This is a genomic window from Streptomyces desertarenae (genome assembly GCF_042681365.1).
In the GTDB taxonomy this organism is placed as follows: Bacteria; Actinomycetota; Actinomycetes; order Streptomycetales; family Streptomycetaceae; genus Streptomyces; species Streptomyces desertarenae.
Map to the genome: position 1 here is coordinate 84,411 of NZ_JBHUFU010000005.1, position 17,544 is coordinate 101,954.

General features: G+C 74.0%; 15 protein-coding genes and 2 tRNA genes. 10 read left to right on the forward strand and 7 right to left on the reverse strand.

Annotated elements, in window-relative coordinates; all coding sequences use genetic code 11:
* Positions 1 to 27: 27 nt before the first annotated feature.
* Positions 28 to 555 carry an NUDIX hydrolase gene (locus tag ACFSJS_RS10245; protein ID WP_380899029.1) on the reverse strand — a complete coding sequence of 176 codons (528 nt, stop codon included), beginning with the start codon at positions 553 to 555 and terminating at the stop codon, positions 28 to 30.
* Positions 552 to 1,991 (reverse strand): zinc-dependent metalloprotease, encoded by a 1,440-nt coding sequence (locus ACFSJS_RS10250; RefSeq protein WP_380899030.1) that lies wholly within the window; start codon positions 1,989 to 1,991, stop codon positions 552 to 554. The genes ACFSJS_RS10245 and ACFSJS_RS10250 overlap by 4 nt, the downstream gene beginning before the upstream one ends.
* Positions 1,992 to 2,142: 151 nt before the next feature.
* On the opposite strand from ACFSJS_RS10250, the gene ACFSJS_RS10255 reads away from it, so the two are divergent.
* The 4 genes from ACFSJS_RS10255 to ACFSJS_RS10270 all read left to right on the forward strand — a co-directional run bounded on the left by ACFSJS_RS10255 (position 2,143) and on the right by ACFSJS_RS10270 (position 5,442).
* Positions 2,143 to 3,252: an SDR family oxidoreductase gene (locus ACFSJS_RS10255; RefSeq protein WP_380899031.1), complete on the forward strand. Its 1,110-nt coding sequence runs from the start codon at positions 2,143 to 2,145 to the stop codon at positions 3,250 to 3,252.
* A 76-nt stretch (positions 3,253 to 3,328) separates the two neighbouring features.
* Entirely contained in the window at positions 3,329 to 3,787 is a 459-nt protein-coding gene (locus ACFSJS_RS10260) for a molybdenum cofactor biosynthesis protein MoaE (RefSeq protein WP_380899032.1), read from the forward strand.
* Positions 3,788 to 4,069: 282 nt separating this feature from the next.
* Positions 4,070 to 4,258 carry a hypothetical protein gene (locus ACFSJS_RS10265; RefSeq protein WP_380899033.1) on the forward strand — a complete coding sequence of 63 codons (189 nt, stop codon included), beginning with the start codon at positions 4,070 to 4,072 and terminating at the stop codon, positions 4,256 to 4,258.
* A gap of 95 nt (positions 4,259 to 4,353) precedes the next feature.
* Positions 4,354 to 5,442 (forward strand): YlbL family protein, encoded by a 1,089-nt coding sequence (locus ACFSJS_RS10270; RefSeq protein ID WP_380899034.1) that lies wholly within the window; start codon positions 4,354 to 4,356, stop codon positions 5,440 to 5,442.
* A 68-nt stretch (positions 5,443 to 5,510) separates the two neighbouring features.
* Here the strand turns inward: ACFSJS_RS10270 and ACFSJS_RS10275 are convergent, their stop codons facing one another.
* Positions 5,511 to 6,089 carry a PPA1309 family protein gene (locus ACFSJS_RS10275; protein WP_380899035.1) on the reverse strand — a complete coding sequence of 193 codons (579 nt, stop codon included), beginning with the start codon at positions 6,087 to 6,089 and terminating at the stop codon, positions 5,511 to 5,513.
* A 135-nt stretch (positions 6,090 to 6,224) separates the two neighbouring features.
* On the opposite strand from ACFSJS_RS10275, the gene ACFSJS_RS10280 reads away from it, so the two are divergent.
* From ACFSJS_RS10280 to ACFSJS_RS10295, 4 genes are all read left to right on the forward strand, one after another.
* Positions 6,225 to 9,170 (forward strand): UPF0182 family membrane protein, encoded by a 2,946-nt coding sequence (locus tag ACFSJS_RS10280; RefSeq protein ID WP_380899251.1) that lies wholly within the window; start codon positions 6,225 to 6,227, stop codon positions 9,168 to 9,170.
* Between the two features lie 68 nt (positions 9,171 to 9,238).
* Positions 9,239 to 9,312 (forward strand) — tRNA-Met (locus ACFSJS_RS10285).
* Between the two features lie 185 nt (positions 9,313 to 9,497).
* Positions 9,498 to 11,216 carry a tetratricopeptide repeat protein gene (locus tag ACFSJS_RS10290; RefSeq protein ID WP_380899036.1) on the forward strand — a complete coding sequence of 573 codons (1,719 nt, stop codon included), beginning with the start codon at positions 9,498 to 9,500 and terminating at the stop codon, positions 11,214 to 11,216.
* Between the two features lie 119 nt (positions 11,217 to 11,335).
* Positions 11,336 to 11,409, forward strand: a tRNA-Met gene (locus ACFSJS_RS10295).
* A gap of 182 nt (positions 11,410 to 11,591) precedes the next feature.
* Here ACFSJS_RS10295 and ACFSJS_RS10300 read toward each other — a convergent pair.
* A complete protein-coding gene (locus tag ACFSJS_RS10300; RefSeq protein WP_380899037.1) occupies positions 11,592 to 12,014 on the reverse strand; it encodes a Fur family transcriptional regulator in 423 nt (140 codons plus the stop codon).
* 133 nt (positions 12,015 to 12,147) lie between these two features.
* Between ACFSJS_RS10300 and ACFSJS_RS10305 the strand changes: the two genes are divergently transcribed.
* On the forward strand, positions 12,148 to 13,614 hold the full coding sequence (locus ACFSJS_RS10305; RefSeq protein ID WP_380899038.1) for a catalase: 1,467 nt from the start codon (positions 12,148 to 12,150) through the stop codon (positions 13,612 to 13,614).
* Between the two features lie 193 nt (positions 13,615 to 13,807).
* Here ACFSJS_RS10305 and ACFSJS_RS10310 read toward each other — a convergent pair whose 3' ends face one another.
* Together ACFSJS_RS10310 and hisN are read right to left on the reverse strand one after the other, a co-directional pair.
* Positions 13,808 to 14,236 carry a CBS domain-containing protein gene (locus tag ACFSJS_RS10310; protein WP_380899039.1) on the reverse strand — a complete coding sequence of 143 codons (429 nt, stop codon included), beginning with the start codon at positions 14,234 to 14,236 and terminating at the stop codon, positions 13,808 to 13,810.
* Between the two features lie 558 nt (positions 14,237 to 14,794).
* A complete protein-coding gene (gene hisN / locus ACFSJS_RS10315; protein WP_380899040.1) occupies positions 14,795 to 15,589 on the reverse strand; it encodes a histidinol-phosphatase in 795 nt (264 codons plus the stop codon).
* Positions 15,590 to 15,773: 184 nt separating this feature from the next.
* On the opposite strand from hisN, the gene ACFSJS_RS10320 reads away from it, so the two are divergent.
* Complete coding sequence (locus tag ACFSJS_RS10320; RefSeq protein ID WP_380899041.1) at positions 15,774 to 16,469, forward strand: TetR/AcrR family transcriptional regulator; 696 nt, start codon at positions 15,774 to 15,776, stop codon at positions 16,467 to 16,469.
* A 37-nt stretch (positions 16,470 to 16,506) separates the two neighbouring features.
* On the opposite strand, the gene rsgA is transcribed toward ACFSJS_RS10320, so the two are convergent.
* Positions 16,507 to 17,535 carry a ribosome small subunit-dependent GTPase A gene (gene rsgA / locus ACFSJS_RS10325; protein WP_380899042.1) on the reverse strand — a complete coding sequence of 343 codons (1,029 nt, stop codon included), beginning with the start codon at positions 17,533 to 17,535 and terminating at the stop codon, positions 16,507 to 16,509.
* Positions 17,536 to 17,544 lie beyond the last annotated feature (9 nt).

A 17,544-nucleotide genomic window follows, 5' to 3' on the forward strand; every position in this document is an offset into this window, starting at 1 on the left:
GCACGGACCGTACCCGCGCGCCCTGCCTCACAACAACGCGCGGGTACGGTCCACCAGCCGCACGACGGAGCCGTCGGCCACCGACGCCACCTCGTCGTAGGAGAACCAGCGCAGCTCCAGCGACTCCTCGCTGACGGCCTCCACCGCCCCCTCGGGCGCCAGGACGGCGTACTCCACGTCCAGGTGCCAGGCGCAGGGGGTGAGGTGCCGGTCCAGCCGTACGGGGCCGCCCGGCAGCAGGGTGAGCCCGCGGATGCCCGACTCCTCGCGGGCCTCCCGCAGGGCGGCCCCGGCGAGCGTGGTGTCGCCGGGCTCGCAGTGCCCTCCCGTCTGGAGCCACATCCGCAGCTTGCGGTGGTGGGTGAGCAGGACCCGTCCGCCGCGCGGATCCACCACGAGGGCGCTCGCCGTGATGTGGCCGTCCGCGCACGAGCGCCACACCCCGTCGGGGTGGGAGGCCAGGTGGTCGCCGTACGCCAGGCGCAGCTCCTCCTGCTCCCGGTCCGGCGCCGACCACTCCTTCAGGACCCGCACCGCGTCCGCGTGCAGGCTCACCGGGCGCCGCCGTCCCCGCTGCCGCCGCCCTCGCCGTTCCCGCGGTCGCCGTCCCCGTCGCCCCCGCGGTCGTCGCCCCCGCCGTCCTCGCGCAGCAGCCCCTCCAGCTCGGAGAAGTCCAGCTGCTCGCGGTGGACGAAGCCGTCCGGGTCGTCGAGGTCCTCGGCGGTCGGCAGCATGTCCGGGTGGGCCCACAGCCCGTCGCGGCCGTCCAGCCCGCGGGCGTCGGTCAGGGAGGCCCACAGCCGGGAGGCGTCGCGCAGCCGCCGGGGCCGCAGCTCCAGTCCGATCAGGGTGGCGAAGGTCTGCTCGGCCGGCCCGCCGCCGGCCCGCCGCCGGCGCAGCGTCTCGCGCAGCGCGGAGGCGGACGGCAGGTGCGGCTCGGCCGCGGCGTGCACCACCGCGTCCACCCAGCCCTCGACCAGTGCGAGCGCCGTCTCCAGCCGGGCCAGGGCCGCCTTCTGCTCGGCGGTGTCCTCCGGCTGGAACATGCCCTGCTGGAGCGCCTCCTGGAGCTCCTCGGGACGGGACGGGTCGAGCTGCCCGACGACGTCCTCCAGCTTGGCGGTGTCCACCTTGATCCCGCGGGCGTACCCCTCGACGGCGCCGAACAGGTGGGAGCGCAGCCACGGCACGTGGGCGAACAGCCGCTGGTGCGCCGCCTCGCGCAGCGCCAGGTACAGCCGCACCTCGTCCTGGGGGACGCCCAGGTCCTTGCCGAAGGCCGCGATGTTGATCGGCAGCAGCGCCGCCCGGCCCTTCGGGCCCAGCGGCAGGCCGATGTCGGTGGAGCCGACGACCTCGCCGGCCAGCACGCCCAGCGCCCGGCCGATCTGGGTGCCGAACATCGCGCCGCCCATGGACCGCATCATCCCCAGCAGCGGGCCCGCCATGGCCTGCATCTCCTCGGGGAGCACGTCGCCCATGGCGGCCCCGACGCGCTCGGCGACCGGGTCCACCAGGTCCTTCCACACGGGCAGGGTGGACTCCACCCACTCCGCGCGGCTCCAGGCCACCGCCGAGCCGGAGCCGGAGGGCAGCGAGGTCACACCGTCCAGCCAGAGGTCGGCCAGCCGTACGGCCTCCTCCACGGCCCGGCGCTCCTGCGGGCCGACGCTGGCGTCCTTGGTGCCGTCCGGGGTCCCGGCGGCGACGGTCTGCCGGGCGATGTCCTTGGCCATGTCCCAGTTGACCGGCCCGCCCTCGTAGCTGAGCATCTGGCCGAGCCGCTGGAACGCGGCGCCCAGGTCGTTCGGGTCGACGCCGCCGGGGCCGCCCAGCGAGCCGAACATCGCCGCGAAGGGGTTCTCGGCGCCGCCCCGGCCGCCGAACCCGAACGGGTTCGGGTCGGGTCCCCGGCCGCCCTTCTTCCGGCCGTCGTCGCCCTCCTCCGGCTCCTCGGGCGGAAGGCCGAATCCGAATGGGATGTCACTCACGGGGTTCCTCGGATCTGGTGGCTGGTGGGTGGGTCGCTGGGACGACGGTGGAGGATGTGCGAAGTGGAGGGCTTCCCCTCCAGCCTAGACACCTCTCGGGCAGGATGGGGCCTGCGCACGTCGTACCCGAGACAACCGCGGGAGACACCGGGTGAGTTCCCAGGAGGCCAACGTTCGCGGTCCGCGTAACGGGGCCGCACGGCCGACCGTCGCGGTCACCGGAGCCGCATCGGGGGTGGGCGCGCTGCTGACCGAGCGGCTGGCGGCGTCCCCCGAGGTGGGCCGGGTGGTCGCGCTCGACGAGCGGCGCGGCGACGTGGAGGGGGTCCGGTGGCACGTCCTGGACGTGCGGGACCCGGCCATCGCCGACCGGCTGCGCGTCGACGGGGAGCCGGTGGACACCGTCGTGCACCTCGCCCTCGACCTGGACCTGGAGACCGACCCCGCCGCCCGCTCCGCCTACAACGTCCGCGGTGCCCAGACGGTGCTGACGGCGGCGGCCGCCGCGGGCGTGCGCCGGGTGGTGCTGTGCACCTCGGCGATGGTCTACGGCGCGCTGCCCGACAACGACGTGCCCCTGGCCGAGGACGCCGAGCTGCGGGCGACGGCCGAGGCCACGGGCGTGGGCGACCTGCTGGAGATCGAGCGGCTGGCCAAGCGCGCCCCCCGCGCGCACCCGGGGCTCAATGTCACCGTCGTGCGCCCGGCCGTCCTGGTCGGCGGCACGGACACCGCGCTGACCCGGTACTTCGAGTCCCCGCGCCTGCTGGTCGTGGCCGGATCCCGGCCGTGCTGGCAGTTCTGCCACGTCGAGGACCTGGCCGCCGCCCTGGAGTACGCGGCGCTGGAGAAGGCGGAGGGCGAGCTGGCGGTCGGCTGCGACGGCTGGCTGGAGCAGGAGGAGGTGGAGGAGCTGTCCGGCATCCGCCGCATGGAGCTGCCCTCCGCCGTCGCGCTCGGCGCGGCGTCCCGGCTGCACCGGCTGGGACTGACGCCCTCGCCCGCGGGCGACCTGGCGTACACGATGTACCCCTGGGTGGTCAGCGGCTCCCGGCTGCACGAGGCGGGCTGGCGGCCGAAGTGGACGAACGAGGAGGTGCTGGCCGAGCTGCTGAGGGAGGTCGCCGGCCGGCGCACGGTCGCCGGACGCCGGCTCGGCCGCAAGGACGCCACCACGCTGGGCGCCGCGGGCGCCACCGTCGCCCTGGTGGGCACCGCCGCGCTGGTCCGGCGGGCCCGCCGGACCCGCCGCCGGATGTGACCCGCGACACGCCGGACGCCCCGGTGTGCCGGGGGCCTGAGCCGTGCCCCCGCCCCCGGTACGGCACCATGGCCCCATGGCACAGACGTACGACCACCCCGGTGAGCGGGCCGCGCCCGACCCGATCCGGCTGCTGGCGGTCCGCGAGTCCCCGCTCTCGGTGGACGAGGTCCTGGCGGCCGTGCGCGAGCCGTCCGCCGGCGGCACCGCGCTGTTCGTCGGCACCGTGCGCGACCACGACGGGGGCGCCGACGTGACCCGGCTGGGCTACTCCTCGCACCCCACGGCCGAGGCCGAGCTGCGCCGGGTCGCCGAGAAGGTGGCGGCCGACTTCCCGGTCCGGGCGCTCGCCGCGGTCCACCGGGTGGGCGAGCTGGGGATCGGTGACCCGGCCGTGGTCGTCGCCGTCTCCTGCGCGCACCGGGCCGAGGCCTTCGACGCCTGCCGCCGCCTGATCGACGACCTCAAGCACCAGGTGCCGATCTGGAAGCACCAGACCTTCGCGGACGGCACCGAGGAGTGGGTGGGGGCCTAGCCCCGAAGCCGGACCGCCCGCCGCTCCCGGAACCGGACCGCCCGGCGGCCCCGGGACCGGCGGGCGGGCCGCGGTACCGCCGTGGGGGTGATCCTCGGGCGCATGTGCCATGCCCGGGCGGGGCATGGCACGGCGGCTGCCGGGAACAGTCCTCGCATGGCCGGTGCCGAGGGCGGACGGCCCCGGGGCCGCGAACGGCACCCCGCCGGAGCCGCCGGTCCCCGCGGGACCTACTCTGCTCATCAGCCGGTTTCGGCGCATTCGAGGGATCGGGAGGTCACTGTGGCGGCACTCGCCTGGTTGCTGATTCCGTTCGCCGCCGCTGTCGGGGCGGCCGTCTGGGCCGTGTGGGCGTCGCGGAAGCCCAGCGGCTTCGGGGACGCGGAGGGGGTCGCCGGGTACGAGGCGTTCCGCGCCGCCATGGAGCGCCCCCACCACCACGAGCGGTCCCGGGAGGAGTCCGCCGCCTGAGGCCGGCCCCCGCGCCCGCCGCCGCGCACCCGCCGCGGCCCCGGACGGGCGGGCCCGCGCGGCCGGACGGCGGCCCCGTCCCGTACTGTCGTGACATGCCACGCCGGACCGCGACGATGCTCACCTCCACGCTGCTGCTGATAGCCGTCCTCTGCGCGGCGGTCCTGATCAGGGTGCCGTACGCCGAGATGTCCCCGGGGCCCACCGTCAACACGCTCGGCGAGCACAACGGCGAACCGGTGCTGAGCATCGAGGGCAGGAGGACGTACGAGCCCTCCGGGAACCTCAACATGACCACCGTCCGGGTCACCGGCGCGGACTACCGCATGAACCTGGTGGAGGCCGTCTACGGCTGGCTCGCGGACGACAGCGCGGTCGTCCCGCACGAGATCCTGTACCCGGACGACAAGTCCGCCGAGGAGGTGCGGGAGCAGAACGCCGAGGAGTTCACCCAGTCGCTGGAGAGCGCCAAGGTCGCCGCCCTGCGCGAGCTGGGGATCGAGGTGGGCGAGCGCGTGGTGGTGGCCTCCGTGGTCAGGGGCGGCCCGGCCCAGGGCCGCCTGCACGCCGGGGACGTGATCCGGGCCGTGGACGGCGAGCCGGTCGAGCGGCCGGACGACGTCGCCCGGCTGGTGACCGAGCACGAGCCCGGCGAGGACGTGGTCTTCACCGTCGTGCCGGCCAAGCGGGCCGAGGAGGCCGAGAAGAAGGGCGAGGAGTCCGGCGAGGGCCGGGACGTCACCGTCCGGACCACCGCGGCCGACGACGACGGGCGCGCCGTCGTCGGCATCCAGGCCGGGCCGGACCACACCTTCCCGTTCGAGATCGACATCAGGCTCGCCGACGTCGGCGGCCCCAGCGCCGGGCTGATGTTCGCCCTGGGCATCGTGGACAAGCTCACCGAGGGCGACCTCACCGGCGGCGCGTTCGTGGCCGGCACGGGGACCATAGACGGCGAGGGCGAGGTCGGCCCGATCGGCGGCATAGGGATGAAGACCATCGCCGCCCGGGACAAGGGCGCGGAGTACTTCCTCACCCCCGAGGCCAACTGCGGGACCGCGGCCCGGGACGTGCCCGAGGGGCTGACCCTGGTGAAGGTCGGCACGCTCGACGACGCACTGGAGGCCCTGGAGCGCATCCGCGGCGGGCAGACCGGCGCGCTGCCGCGCTGCGCGGCGGGCTGACGGCCCCGCCCCGCCGGCCCCGGCCGTCCGGTGGGGCGGACGGGGCCGGCGGGCGGCTCCCCGGGCCGTCAGGCGAAGGTGGCGGCGAGTGCCTCGGTGAGCCCCGGCACCAGGTCGGGACCGGTCAGCACCTCGGTCGGCGAGTCCTTCTCGCGCAGCCGCAGCGCCGACTCGCGGGCGCCGTCCCGCAGCACGGCGACCGTCATCCGCACCTCCTGGCGCTCGGGGTGCTCGGCCACCCAGCGCGCCAGCCGCTCCTCGGCGCCCTCCCCCTGGAGGTCCTCGGGGACGGACGCCTCCGCAGACGGGGGCAGCATCAGCCGCTCCACCGTCATCGCGCACCCGGCGACCGCGTCGGGCCAGGCGATGGTGCCGAGGAACTCGTCCAGGGGAATCCCGGCGGGCAGCTCGTCCTGCTCGACGGGGGTCAGGGCGGCGGGGGCGGGGGCGTCGTCGCCCTCGCCGTCGAGGCCGAGCTGCTCGGCCAGGGCGGGCTCCTCGGTGCGCAGCCGGTCGGTGTCGACCAGGGCGAAGAGGCGGGCGGGCTGGTCCCAGCCCAGACCGGAGACGTACTGGTCGATCTCGAGTACGGCGCGGGTCAGCGGGCTGGCGGCGAGGGGTGCGCCGTCGTCGGTGAGGTTGTTCATCCTCATATCGTGCCGCCGAACACCCCGGGAACGGGAACCGGGTAAAGGTTCAGTAAGTTGCATGGGTGGGGCCCTAGCATTCGGGGCCAGTTCCATCCGCTGCGAATCTTCGAGGTGCGCACCTTGGCTTTCCAGATGCCGGACCGGGGCCCAGGAGGGCCCGGCGGTCCACGGATCAGTGTCGGCAGGCCCTCCAGGCGCGCCAAGACCCTGCTCATGACAGCGGGCGTGCTCGCCGTTCTGGCCATGCTCTTCGTCATGTTCGCGGGGTTCTGGACCGACTGGCTGTGGTATCGATCGGTCCGCTACACCACCGTCTTCACCACCACCCTGTGGACCAAGGTCGGCATGTTCGCCGTCTTCGGCCTGCTGATGGCCGTGGCCGTCGGCCTCAACATCTGGCTGGCCCACCGGCTGCGCCCCCCGCTCAGCGCGATGTCGCTGGAGCAGCAGAGCCTGGACCGGTACCGGATGGGCATCGCGCCCTACAAGAAGTGGGTGCTGCTGGGGGTCACGGCGCTGATCGGGCTGATCGCGGGCGCCTCCGCCGCCGGCCAGTGGCGCACCTGGCTGATGTGGGTGAACGGCGAGCCCTTCGGCACGAAGGACCCGCAGTTCGGCAAGGACGTGTCCTTCTTCGCGTTCGACCTGCCCTGGTACCGCTTCCTGCTGAGCTTCGGCTTCGCGGCCGTCGTCCTCTCCCTGCTGGCCGCGGCCCTGGTGCACTACCTCTACGGCGGTCTGCGGATCAGCACCCCGGGGGCCCGCGCCACCTCCCAGGCCACCGGCCACCTGTCGGTGCTGCTCGGGGTCTTCGTGGCGCTCAAGGCGGTGGCGTACTGGCTCGACCGCTACGGCCTCGCGGTGAAGTCCGGCGACTTCAAGGCGACGGACAACTGGACGGGCCTGCGGTACGTCGACGCCAACGCCTACCTTCCGGCGAAGACGATCCTGTTCTTCATCGCCGCGATCTGCGCGGTGCTCTTCTTCGCCACCCTGTGGCGGCGCACCTGGCAGCTGCCGGTGATCGGCTTCGGCCTGATGGTCCTGTCGGCCATCCTGATCGGCGGGCTCTACCCGGCGATCGTGCAGAAGTTCCAGGTCCAGCCGAACGAGCAGGCCAAGGAAGCCCCGTACATCCAGAAGAACATCGACGCCACGCGCGACGCCTACGACATCGACGACTCCGCGGTCTCGAACTACTCGGGCCAGAGCGACGCGAGCAACGAGGAGCTGCGCGACGCGGCGGACACCACCGCCAGCATCCGCCTGCTCGACCCGAACGTGGTCTCGCCCAGCTACCAGCAGCTCCAGCAGGTCCGCAGCTACTACCAGTTCCCCGCCACCTTGGACGTGGACCGGTACACCACCGAGGACGGCGAGGAGCAGGACACCGTCGTCGGCCTGCGCGAGATCAACATCAACGGCATCACCGAGCGCAACTGGATCAACGACCACTTCAAGTACACCCACGGCTTCGGCATGGTGGCCGGCAAGGGCACCGAGGTGGCCGGGACCGGCGCCCCCACCTTCGTGGAGAAGGACCTCCCGCCGGAGGGCGACCTGGGCGACTACGAGCCGCGGGTCTACTACGGCGAGAAGACCACGCAGTACTCCATCGTCGGCGGCCCCCAGAGGGAGCTGGACTACATCTCCGGCAGCGAGGAGAAGACCTACAGCTACCGGGGCGACAGCGGGGTCAGCCTGGGGAACCCGGTCAACCGCGCCGCCTACGCCGTCACCTTCAACGAGCCGCAGATCCTGTACTCGGGCGCGATCGGCGAGGGCTCGCGGATCCTGTACAACCGCACGCCCAAGGAGCGCGTCGAGGCGGTGGCCCCCTGGCTGACGATCGACGGCGACCCGTATCCGGCGGTGGTGGACGGCCGCATCCAGTGGATCATCGACGCCTACACCACGACGAACCAGTACCCGTACTCGTCCCGCACCACCCTGGGCGACACCACGGCCGACTCGCTCACCGACGGGCAGCGCTCGGTCATCGCCCAGCAGAACCGGGTCAACTACATCCGCAACTCGGTCAAGGCCACCGTCGACGCCTACACGGGTGAGGTGAAGCTGTACCAGTGGGACACCCGGGACCCCATCCTGAAGACCTGGATGAAGGCCTTCCCCGGCACCGTCGAGCCGCGTGAGGCGATCGACGAGTCGCTGATGTCCCACCTGCGCTACCCGCAGGACCTGTTCAAGGTGCAGCGCGAGCTGCTGACCCGGTACCACGTCACCAACGCCAACCAGTTCTACAGCGGCAGTGAGCGCTGGCAGGTGCCGGACGACCCGACCCACAAGGGCAACGCGGTCCCGCCGTACTACCTGAGCATGAAGATGCCGGACCAGGAGGAGCAGACCTTCTCCCTGACCACCACCTTCAACCCGAGCGGCCGCGAGACCCTGGGCGCCTTCATGGCGGTGAACGCGGACGCCCGCAGCGACGACTACGGGACGATCAGGATCCTCAAGCTGCCGTCCAACACCACGGTGTCCGGACCGCAGCAGGTGCAGAGCCGGTTCAACTCCGACACCGACATCGCGAACGAGATCAACATCCTCCAGCGCGGTGACTCGGAGATCGAGTACGGCAACCTGCTCACCGTGCCGCTGGAGGGCGGCCTGCTCTACGTCGAGCCGGTCTACGTCCGCGGCGCGGGCACCAACTACCCGCTGCTGCGCAAGGTCCTGGTGACCTACGGCGACAAGACCGCGTTCGAGAACACCCTGGACGAGGCCCTGAACGTCGTCTTCGGGGTGGAGGGCGCCGAGGAGGACACCGGCGAGGAGCCGCCGCCGGGCGAGGAGGAGACCACTCCGCCGCCCTCCGGCGGCGGATCGGTGCAGGACGCGCTCAACGACGCCCAGGACGCGTTCGAGGCGGGCCAGGAGGCGCTGGCCGAGCAGGACTGGGAGGCCTACGGCAGGGCCCAGCGCGACCTGGAGGACGCCCTCGAACGCGCCGCCGGGGCGGAGCAGCCGGGCGGCGGCGGCCGCGGGGACGCCGGCGGAGACGGGGCCGGCGAGGACGGGGCCGGCGGGGACGCCGGGGGCAATTCGGAGAGCGGGTGACACAAGGACGGGTGAACCGGTGGTGAGCGAGCACCCTCCGCGCCGTGCTAAGGTTGTGAACACAACGGCGCGGGGTGGAGCAGCTCGGTAGCTCGCTGGGCTCATAACCCAGAGGTCGCAGGTTCAAATCCTGTCCCCGCTACTGGAAGAGAAGGGCCCGGAGTCATGGACTCCGGGCCCTTCTCCATGGGAAGGAGCGGGGGGAGGGCGGCGGCTCAACTGCGCCCGGAGTTTGGGGTGTTGCCGTATCGGGAAGTCGACAAAACGCTGAAGTGACTTCCTCGGCGGCGGTATACCAGGTGTACGCGGGTTGCGGGTGGTGCGACGATGGGCCTCATGGGGGACAAGGCAAGGCTTGAGGGCGCAGGAGGTGGTGTGAGCCGCACGGAACCCCGCGTCACCCGCGCCACCCGCGACATCGAGGCCATCAGCGCCCTGGGCGCCCGGCTGCTGCGCCGGGGCGACCTGGAGGGCGCCGAGCCGCACCTGCGCGCCGCCACCGCGGCCGGCGACCGCGCGGCCGTCAACAACCTGGGGGTCCTGCTCCACCAGCGCGGCCAGAAGGAGGAGGCCGCAGGCTGGTGGCGGGTCGCCGCCGTCGCCGGATCGGCCGCCGCCGCCCACTCCCTGGGCCGCCACCACCGCGAGTGCGGTGACGAGGCGGCCGCCGAGTACTGGCTGCGGCAGTCCGCGGAGGCCGGGCACCCCCTCGGTGCCTACGCCCTCGCCGACCTGCTGGAGCACCGCGGCGAGGCCGAGGCCGAGCGGTGGTTCCGGGCCGCCGCCGAGCGCGGCCACCGCGAGGCCGCCTACCGCGTCGCGCAGATCACGATGCGCCGTCCCGAGGGCGGCGCGGCCGAGGCCGAGCAGTGGTACCGCCAGGCCGCCGCGCGCGGCCACCGGCGCGCCGCGCTGCGGCTGGGCCGGCTCCTGGAGGAGCGGGGCGAGACCGAGGAGGCCGCCCGCTGGTACCTGACGTCCGCCAAGGACGGCGAGCCCCGCGCCGCCCGCGCGCTGGGCTTCCTGCTGCGCGACGCGGGCGACGCCGAGAGCGCGGCCGAGTGGTGGCGCCGTGCCGCCCAGGACGGCGACGGCAGCGCGGCCAACGCGCTGGGCGCCCTGCACGCCGAGCGGGGCGAGCGGCAGAGCGCGGAGCGCTGGTACCGCGCCGCGCTGGAGGCGGGCGACATCAACGGCGCCTTCAACCTGGCGCTGCTCTGCGCGGCCCAGGGCCGCACCGCCCAGGCCGAGCAGTGGTACCGGCGCGCCGCCTACGCGGGTCACCGCGAGGCGGCCAACGCGCTGGCCGTCCTGCTGCTGCAGCGCGGCGACGAGGCTGGGGCCGAGCCGTGGTTCTCCAAGGCCGCGGAGGCCGGCAGCGTGGACGCCGCGTTCAACCTCGGCATCCTGCACGCGGGCCGCGGCGAGGAGGAGCTGGCCAGGCAGTGGTACGAGCAGGCCGCCGCGGCCGGCCACACCGAGGCCGCGCTCCAGGTCGGCATCGCCCTGCTGCGCGAGGGCGACACCCACACCGCCGAGCGCCACCTGCGCCGCGCGGCGGGCGGGGGCAGCGTCGAGGGCGCCTTCCGGCTGGCGGCGCTGCTGGAGCGCCAGACGCCGCCCGCCGACCCCTTCGGCACCCACGGCCCGCCCGAGTACGAGGAGTGGTACGAGAGAGCGGCGGAGCAGGGCCACCGGCGCGCGCAGGTCCGGCTGGGCATGTGCGCGGCGGCGCGCGGTGACACCGTGCGGGCGGCGCACTGGTACCGGGTCGCCGCCGAGGCGGGAAGCCGCAGCGGGGCCTTCAACCTCGGGCTGCTGCTGGCGCGCGAGGGCAGCGAGCCCGAGGCCGCCCTGTGGTGGACGCGTGCGGCCGAGGCGGGCCACGGCCGTGCGGCCCTCCGCCTGGCCCTGCTGAACGCCCGGCGCGGCGACCTGGCGGCGGGCCGCCACTGGTGCGCCCGCGCGGTCGAACTGGGGCCGTCCGAGGTCGCCGAGCGTGCCGCCCGGCTGAGCGAGGCCCTCCACGAGGAGCTGTCGGCCTGACCGGGGCCCGCACCCGCGGTGCGGGCCCCGGTCAGGCGGCCTCCCGGTGACGTCTCCGCCCCCGGCGGACCGCCGATTTGCGCAGCTCGGGGCAGGGGGTTAGAGTTGAGGCACAACGACGCGGGGTGGAGCAGCTCGGTAGCTCGCTGGGCTCATAACCCAGAGGTCGCAGGTTCAAATCCTGTCCCCGCTACTGATGAGGCAGAGGCCCGGATCCACGGATCCGGGCCTCTGTCGTTTCCCCGTGCTCCGCCGTTTCGCCGTTTCCCCGCGATCACCAACCCGTGGGCCCGCGCCGCCCGCGGGGCGGTGCGGGTGAAGACGCGTGCGGGGCCGGCCCGCGCACGCGCGCAGCCGGGACGGGGGAGCCGCCGCCTAGGCGGACGCGGACGCGCAGGAGGGGCACAGGCCCCGGTAGGTGACCGTCGCCTCCGAGAGCGTGAACCCGAAGCGCTCCGTCTCCGGGAGCAGGGCGAGCGGGTCGCCGGACGGGCTGACGTCGCGGATCACGCCGCAGCGCGAGCAGACCAGGTGCTGGTGGCTGTGGTGCGCGTTCGGGTCGTACCGCTTGGCGCGGCCGTCCGTGCTGACCTCGATCACCTCGCCGATCGAGACGAGCTCCCCAAGGGTGTTGTAGACGGTCGCGCGGGAGATCTCCGGCAGCCGCTCGACGGCGCGCGCGTGGACCTCGTCGGCGGTGTAGTGGACGTGCTCACCATCGAGGACCTCGGCGACGACGCGCCGCTGGGCGGTCAGCCGCCAGCCGCGGTCCCGGAGACGTTGAAGCAGGTCACTCATGTTTCCACCTTAGCAGTGCGTGTCCACGGCCGGACCTCGTACGGTCTTCATCGTCTTCTTGACTTAGACATTGTCCAATGTAGGATCGCGTTCGGCTACGGCCAAGGGGACAGGACAGATTCAGGAGGCGCATGTGACTGCCCAGATCGAGAGCACCGGACCACTGACCACGGAGGCCGGTGCTCCCGTCGCGGACAACCAGAACAGCGAGACCGCCGGTGCCGGCGGCCCGGTCCTGGTCCAGGACCAGCTCCTGCTGGAGAAGCTCGCCCACTTCAACCGCGAGCGCATCCCGGAGCGCGTCGTTCACGCGCGGGGTGCGGGCGCCTACGGCACCTTCACCGTCACGGCCGATGTGACGAAGTACACGCGGGCGAAGTTCCTCTCCGAGGTCGGCAAGCAGACCGAGGTCTTCCTCCGCTTCTCGACCGTCGCGGGCAACCTGGGCGCCGCGGACGCGGTGCGCGACCCGCGCGGTTTCGCGGTGAAGTTCTACACCGAGGAGGGCAACTACGACCTCGTCGGGAACAACACCCCGGTGTTCTTCATCAAGGACGCCATCAAGTTCCCGGACTTCATCCACACCCAGAAGCGCGACCCGTACACCGGTTCCCAGGAGGCGGACAACGTCTGGGACTTCTGGAGCCTGAGCCCGGAGTCCACCCACCAGGTGACCTGGCTCTTCGGCGACCGCGGCATCCCGGCCTCGTACCGCCACATGGACGGTTTCGGCTCGCACACCTTCCAGTGGAACAACGAGGCGGGCGAGGTCTTCTGGGTCAAGTACCACTTCAAGACCGACCAGGGCATCAAGTGCCTCACCCAGGACGAGGCCGACATCCTGGCGGGCAAGGACCCCGACAGCCACCAGCGCGACCTGCGCGAGTCCATCGAGCGCGGCGAGTACCCGAGCTGGACGGTGTACGTCCAGATCATGCCGGCGGCCGAGGCGCCCACCTACCGCTTCAACCCGTTCGACCTGACCAAGGTCTGGCCGCACGCGGACTACCCGCTGGTCGAGATCGGCAAGATGGAGCTCAACCGCAACCCGGAGAACATCTTCGCCGAGGTCGAGCAGTCGATATTCTCCCCGCACCACTTCGTCCCGGGCATCGGCCCCTCCCCGGACAAGATGCTCCAGGGCCGGCTGTTCGCCTACGGCGACGCGCACCGCTACCGGGTGGGCATCAACGCCGACCACCTGCCGGTGAACCGTCCGCACGCCACCGAGGCCCGTTCCCACGGCCGCGACGGCTTCATGTACGACGGCCGCCACGGCCGCGCCAAGAACTACGAGCCCAACAGCTTCGGCGGCCCGGCCGAGACCGGCCGTCCGCTGTGGCAGCCGGTCCCCGTCTCCGGGGCCACCGGTGAGACGGCCGCTCCCTCGCACCCGGAGGACAACGACTTCGTCCAGGCGGGCAACCTCTACCGCCTGATGACGGAGGAGGAGAAGGAGCGCCTGATCAACAACCTGGCGGGTTCCATCTCGCAGGTCTCGCGCGACGACATCGTCAAGCGGGCCATCGAGAACTTCCGCCAGGCCGACGAGGACTACGGCAGGAGGCTGGAGGCCGCGGTCAAGGCCCTGCGCGGCTGATCCGACGGGTCGGCCTGCCGTACGAACCGGAGGGACCGGACGCCAGTGGGCTCCGGTCCCTCCGGCATGTCCCGCAAGCGCCCCCGGAGTGCCCGGCCGCGGCGCCGATCGCGCCGCCGGCGCGGGCCGGGAGGCTGCCGTGACGCGCGCGACCGCCCGCCTGACCCCGCGGGAAGGCGGCCGGTCGCCGGGCCTAGGCCGCCGCGGTGCCCGCGGCCAGTGGCTCGTGCCCGCCGTGCCCGGCTCCGAAGGCCCGGCAGCGGACGATGTCGCGCACCGACACCATCCCCACCGGCTCCCGGTCGTCGAGCACGATCAGATGGCGGAAGCCGCCGCGGACCATGGCTCCGGCCGCCTCCTCCAGGGTCCAGGAAGGCGAGGCGAAGACCACGTCGGTGGTGGTGTGCAGGTGGGCGAGTTCCCGGTCGGGGTCCTGGCCGGCGCCCACGGAGTCGAGGACGTCGCGTTCGGTGAGGATGCCGACGCCTCCGGCGTCGGGGTCGAGGACGACGGCCGCGCCGACCCGGCGGGCGGACATCAGCCGGGCGGCCTGGCGGAGGGTGTGGTGGGGGCCGATGGTGAGGACCACGGTGCTCATGGCGTCACGGACAAGGGCGGTCATGGCGGACGGTGCCACCTCCTCGGGGAACCCCGCGCCGGAGAAGGGATTCACAATCCCACAAGCGGGGATTCTCATGTTCACATGCCGGCCCCGCCCCAACAAGGGGCGTACGGGGAGGAGTCGGCCGCACCGCGTCGGGCCGGGGCTGCCTCCGGCCGTTTCCGCGCCGCGTCCCTCCCGCCGGGGCGCGCGCCCGCCCGACGGGAGCTCCGGCGGCGCCCTCGTCCGCGGCACAGAGGGCATCCGCCGGGGCGGACGCCCCCCGCCGCTGCGGACCGACTCGCCCCGGCGATGCGGTCGCAGCGGCGACAGCCGGGCCGTCGGTCACCCGGCGTACGCGGCGGTGACCCGCGCGCTCCATCGGGCCGGCCGCGGATCCGGCGGTACCGCCTGCAGGCACCGGACGATCCCGGACCTCCCCGAGCCGGAACCGCCGCTGGGGGCGGCCACCCGAGCCGTCACCGCGCCGCAGCAGAGGCACCGGGGTGAGGCGCGGAGCGGATCTCCGCGGACCCCGCGCCACCGGCCGCAGCCCGGCGGACCGCCCCGGTCGGAGCCCTAGTCGCCGAGGTAGGACAGCAGGTCCTCGTGGAGCAGCCCGTTGGAGGCCGCCGCGTTCCCGCTGTGCGGGCCCTCGCGCCCGTCCAGACCGGTGAAGGTGCCGCCGGCCTCCTGCACGATGATCGCGTTGGCCGCCATGTCCCACAGCGACAGCTCCGGCTCCGCGCACATGTCCACCGAGCCCTCGGCCACCATCATGTACGGCCAGAAGTCGCCGTAGCCGCGGGTGCGCCAGCAGTCCCGCGACAGGTCCAGGAAGCCGCCCAGCTTGCCGCGCTCCTCCCAGCCGGCGAGCGAGGAGTACGCGAACGAGGCGTCCTGCACGCGCGCCACCCGGGAGACCGACAGCCGGGTCGCCGAGGACAGGCTGCGGCCCGTGTACGCGCCGCCGCCCAGCGCCGCCCACCAGCGGCGGTTCAGGGCGGGGGCCGACACCACGCCGACCACCGGCCTGTCGCCGTCCTCGCCGCGCTCCATCAGCGCGATCAGCGTGGCCCAGACGGGCACGCCGCGCACGTAGTTCTTCGTGCCGTCGATCGGGTCGACCACCCAGCGGCGGGGCCCGTGCCCCTCGCTGCCGTACTCCTCGCCGAGCACCGCGTCGCGCGGCCTCGCCCGCTGCAGGGAGGTGCGGATCAGCTCCTCGGCCGCCTTGTCCGCCTCGCTCACCGGCGTCATGTCGGGTTTGGTCTCGACCTTGAGGTCGAGGGCCTTGAACCGCTCCATCGTCGTGGCGTCGGCGGTGTCGGCCAGCACGTGGGCGAGACGCAGGTCATCGTGGTAGTCGGGCATGGACGAACAGTATCCAGCGGCTCCGCGCACCGGCCACAGGGGAGTGGCCAACAGGGTGGCCGGCCCGGACCGCCCCGGCGCACCGGAGCGGGGACAGGCGGACGGCAGCGGGTGCACGATGCCTTGACGCCCTCCACGGCCGCCCCGATCCTTTTCCGGCAGCGCACCGCGCCCGGGAGGCCCGATGTCCACGGCGATGTCCTCACCGTCCCCGTTCCCCGCCCCCTCCGCCGTCCCCTCCGCCGTCCCCGCCCCGCCCGCGCCGCCCCCGAGGCCCCCCGCGCGCCGGGCGCTGCTGCGCGCCGCCCGCGAGGCGGCCGCGGACCGGCCGTGGCCCCGCGTGCGGATGGCGGAGGTCGCCGGGGCGGCCGGAGTGTCCCGCCAGACCCTGTACAACGAGTTCGGCACCAAGGGGGGACTCGGGGCCGCCCTGGTCGAGCAAGAACTGGACGCCTTCGTGGAGCGGACCGTGCGCGCCGCCGGGCGGGCCGCCCGCGACGGGGGCCCCGTGGCGGGCTGCGCGGAGGCGGCCGTCCGCACGGTGCGCGCCGCCCGCCGGCAGCCGCTGGTCCGCGCGGCGCTCACCGGCCGCTGGGAGTCCCGGCTGCCCCTGCCCGGGGAGGCGCCGGACCGGCTGGCGGTCCGGCTGCGCGTCCGTATGACCGCGGCGCTGGTCCCCGCCCTCGCCGCCGCCGCGGGCACGGACCCGGCGACCGGGGGGAGCGGCGCATCCGGCGCGGATCCGCTGCGCCGCGCCTGCGAGGTGGCCCTGCGGCTGGCGCTCTCCTATGTCGTCGCGCCCTGCGGCGGCCCGCCGGAAACGACGGAGGAGGCGGCCGGCGCCCACGTCGCCCAGGTGCTGCGGGCGCTGATCGGCTGAGGCCGGACGGCGGGCGCCGCGGCGCTTCGCCCGCGCGTCAGTCGCCCTCGCGGCGCTCCCGGGTGGCCAGCAGCCGGCGCAGGGAGTACAGGCGGGCCGGCTCGGCGTGGCCCTCGGCCACCCACCCGTCCAGCGCACACTCCGGCTCGTCGTGGCTGCAGGCGCGCGGACAGCCGCCCGTGCCCGCCGCCAGGTCGGGGAAGGCGTGGATCACCCGGGACGGATCGACGTGGTGCAGCCCGAACGACCGCACGCCCGGGGTGTCGATCACCCAGCCCCCGTCCCGCCCGGGAGGGAAGGACGACGTCCCGGCCAGCGGCAGGGCCAGGGCCGAGGTGGTGGTGTGGCGGCCGCGCCCGGTCACCGCGTTGACGTGGCCCGTGGCCCGGCGGTGCTCCGGGACGAGCGCGTTGACCAGGGTCGTCTTGCCGACCCCGGAGTGGCCCACGAAGGCGGTGGTCCGGCCCGTCAGCATCTCCCGCACCCGCGCGGCGCCGCCGTCGGCCAGCTCGTCGCGCCGGGTCACCACGTGGCGCACGCCCAGCGGGGCGTACGTCTCCAGCAGCGGCCGGGCGGGGGCCAGGTCGGCCTTGGTGAGCACCAGCAGCGGCTCCAGCCCCGCGTCGTAGGCGGCCACCAGGCAGCGGTCGATCAGGCGCGGGCGCGGCTCGGGGTCGGCCAGGGCGGTGACGATGGCGAGCTGGTCGGCGTTGGCGACGACGACCCGCTCGTAGGGGTCGTTGTCGTCGGCGGTGCGCCGCAGCACCGAGGAGCGCTCCTCCACCCGCACGATCCTCGCCAGGGTGTCCTTGGCCCCCGTCAGGTCGCCCACGACGGCCACCCGGTCACCGACCACCACGCCCTTGCGGCCCAGTTCGCGGGCCTTCATCGCGGTGACCGTGCGGCCCTCCACCAGGCAGGTGATCCGCCCCCGGTCGACGGTGAGGACGAAGCCCTCGGCGGCGTCCTCGTGCTTGGGGCGGATGCTGGTGCGCGGGCGGCTGCCCCGGCGCCCCGGGCGGACCTTGATGTCGTCCTCGTCGGTGTGCTTGCCGTAGCGGCGCATGGCGGACCG

Excerpts from the sequence above, each read along its gene's own strand:
- ACFSJS_RS10260 (WP_380899032.1), top strand. The coding sequence starts at position 3,329 with ATGGCACAGACGTACGACCACCCCGGTGAGCGGGCCGCGCCCGACCCG.
- ACFSJS_RS10270 (WP_380899034.1), top strand. The coding sequence starts at position 4,354 with ATGCCACGCCGGACCGCGACGATGCTCACCTCCACGCTGCTGCTGATA.
- ACFSJS_RS10275 (WP_380899035.1), bottom strand. The coding sequence starts at position 6,089 with ATGAACAACCTCACCGACGACGGCGCACCCCTCGCCGCCAGCCCGCTG.
- ACFSJS_RS10280 (WP_380899251.1), top strand. The coding sequence starts at position 6,225 with ATGCCGGACCGGGGCCCAGGAGGGCCCGGCGGTCCACGGATCAGTGTC.
- ACFSJS_RS10290 (WP_380899036.1), top strand. The coding sequence starts at position 9,498 with ATGGGCCTCATGGGGGACAAGGCAAGGCTTGAGGGCGCAGGAGGTGGT.
- ACFSJS_RS10300 (WP_380899037.1), bottom strand. The coding sequence starts at position 12,014 with ATGAGTGACCTGCTTCAACGTCTCCGGGACCGCGGCTGGCGGCTGACC.
- ACFSJS_RS10310 (WP_380899039.1), bottom strand. The coding sequence starts at position 14,236 with ATGACCGCCCTTGTCCGTGACGCCATGAGCACCGTGGTCCTCACCATC.
- hisN (WP_380899040.1), bottom strand. The coding sequence starts at position 15,589 with ATGCCCGACTACCACGATGACCTGCGTCTCGCCCACGTGCTGGCCGAC.
- ACFSJS_RS10320 (WP_380899041.1), top strand. The coding sequence starts at position 15,774 with ATGTCCACGGCGATGTCCTCACCGTCCCCGTTCCCCGCCCCCTCCGCC.
- rsgA (WP_380899042.1), bottom strand. The coding sequence starts at position 17,535 with ATGCGCCGCTACGGCAAGCACACCGACGAGGACGACATCAAGGTCCGC.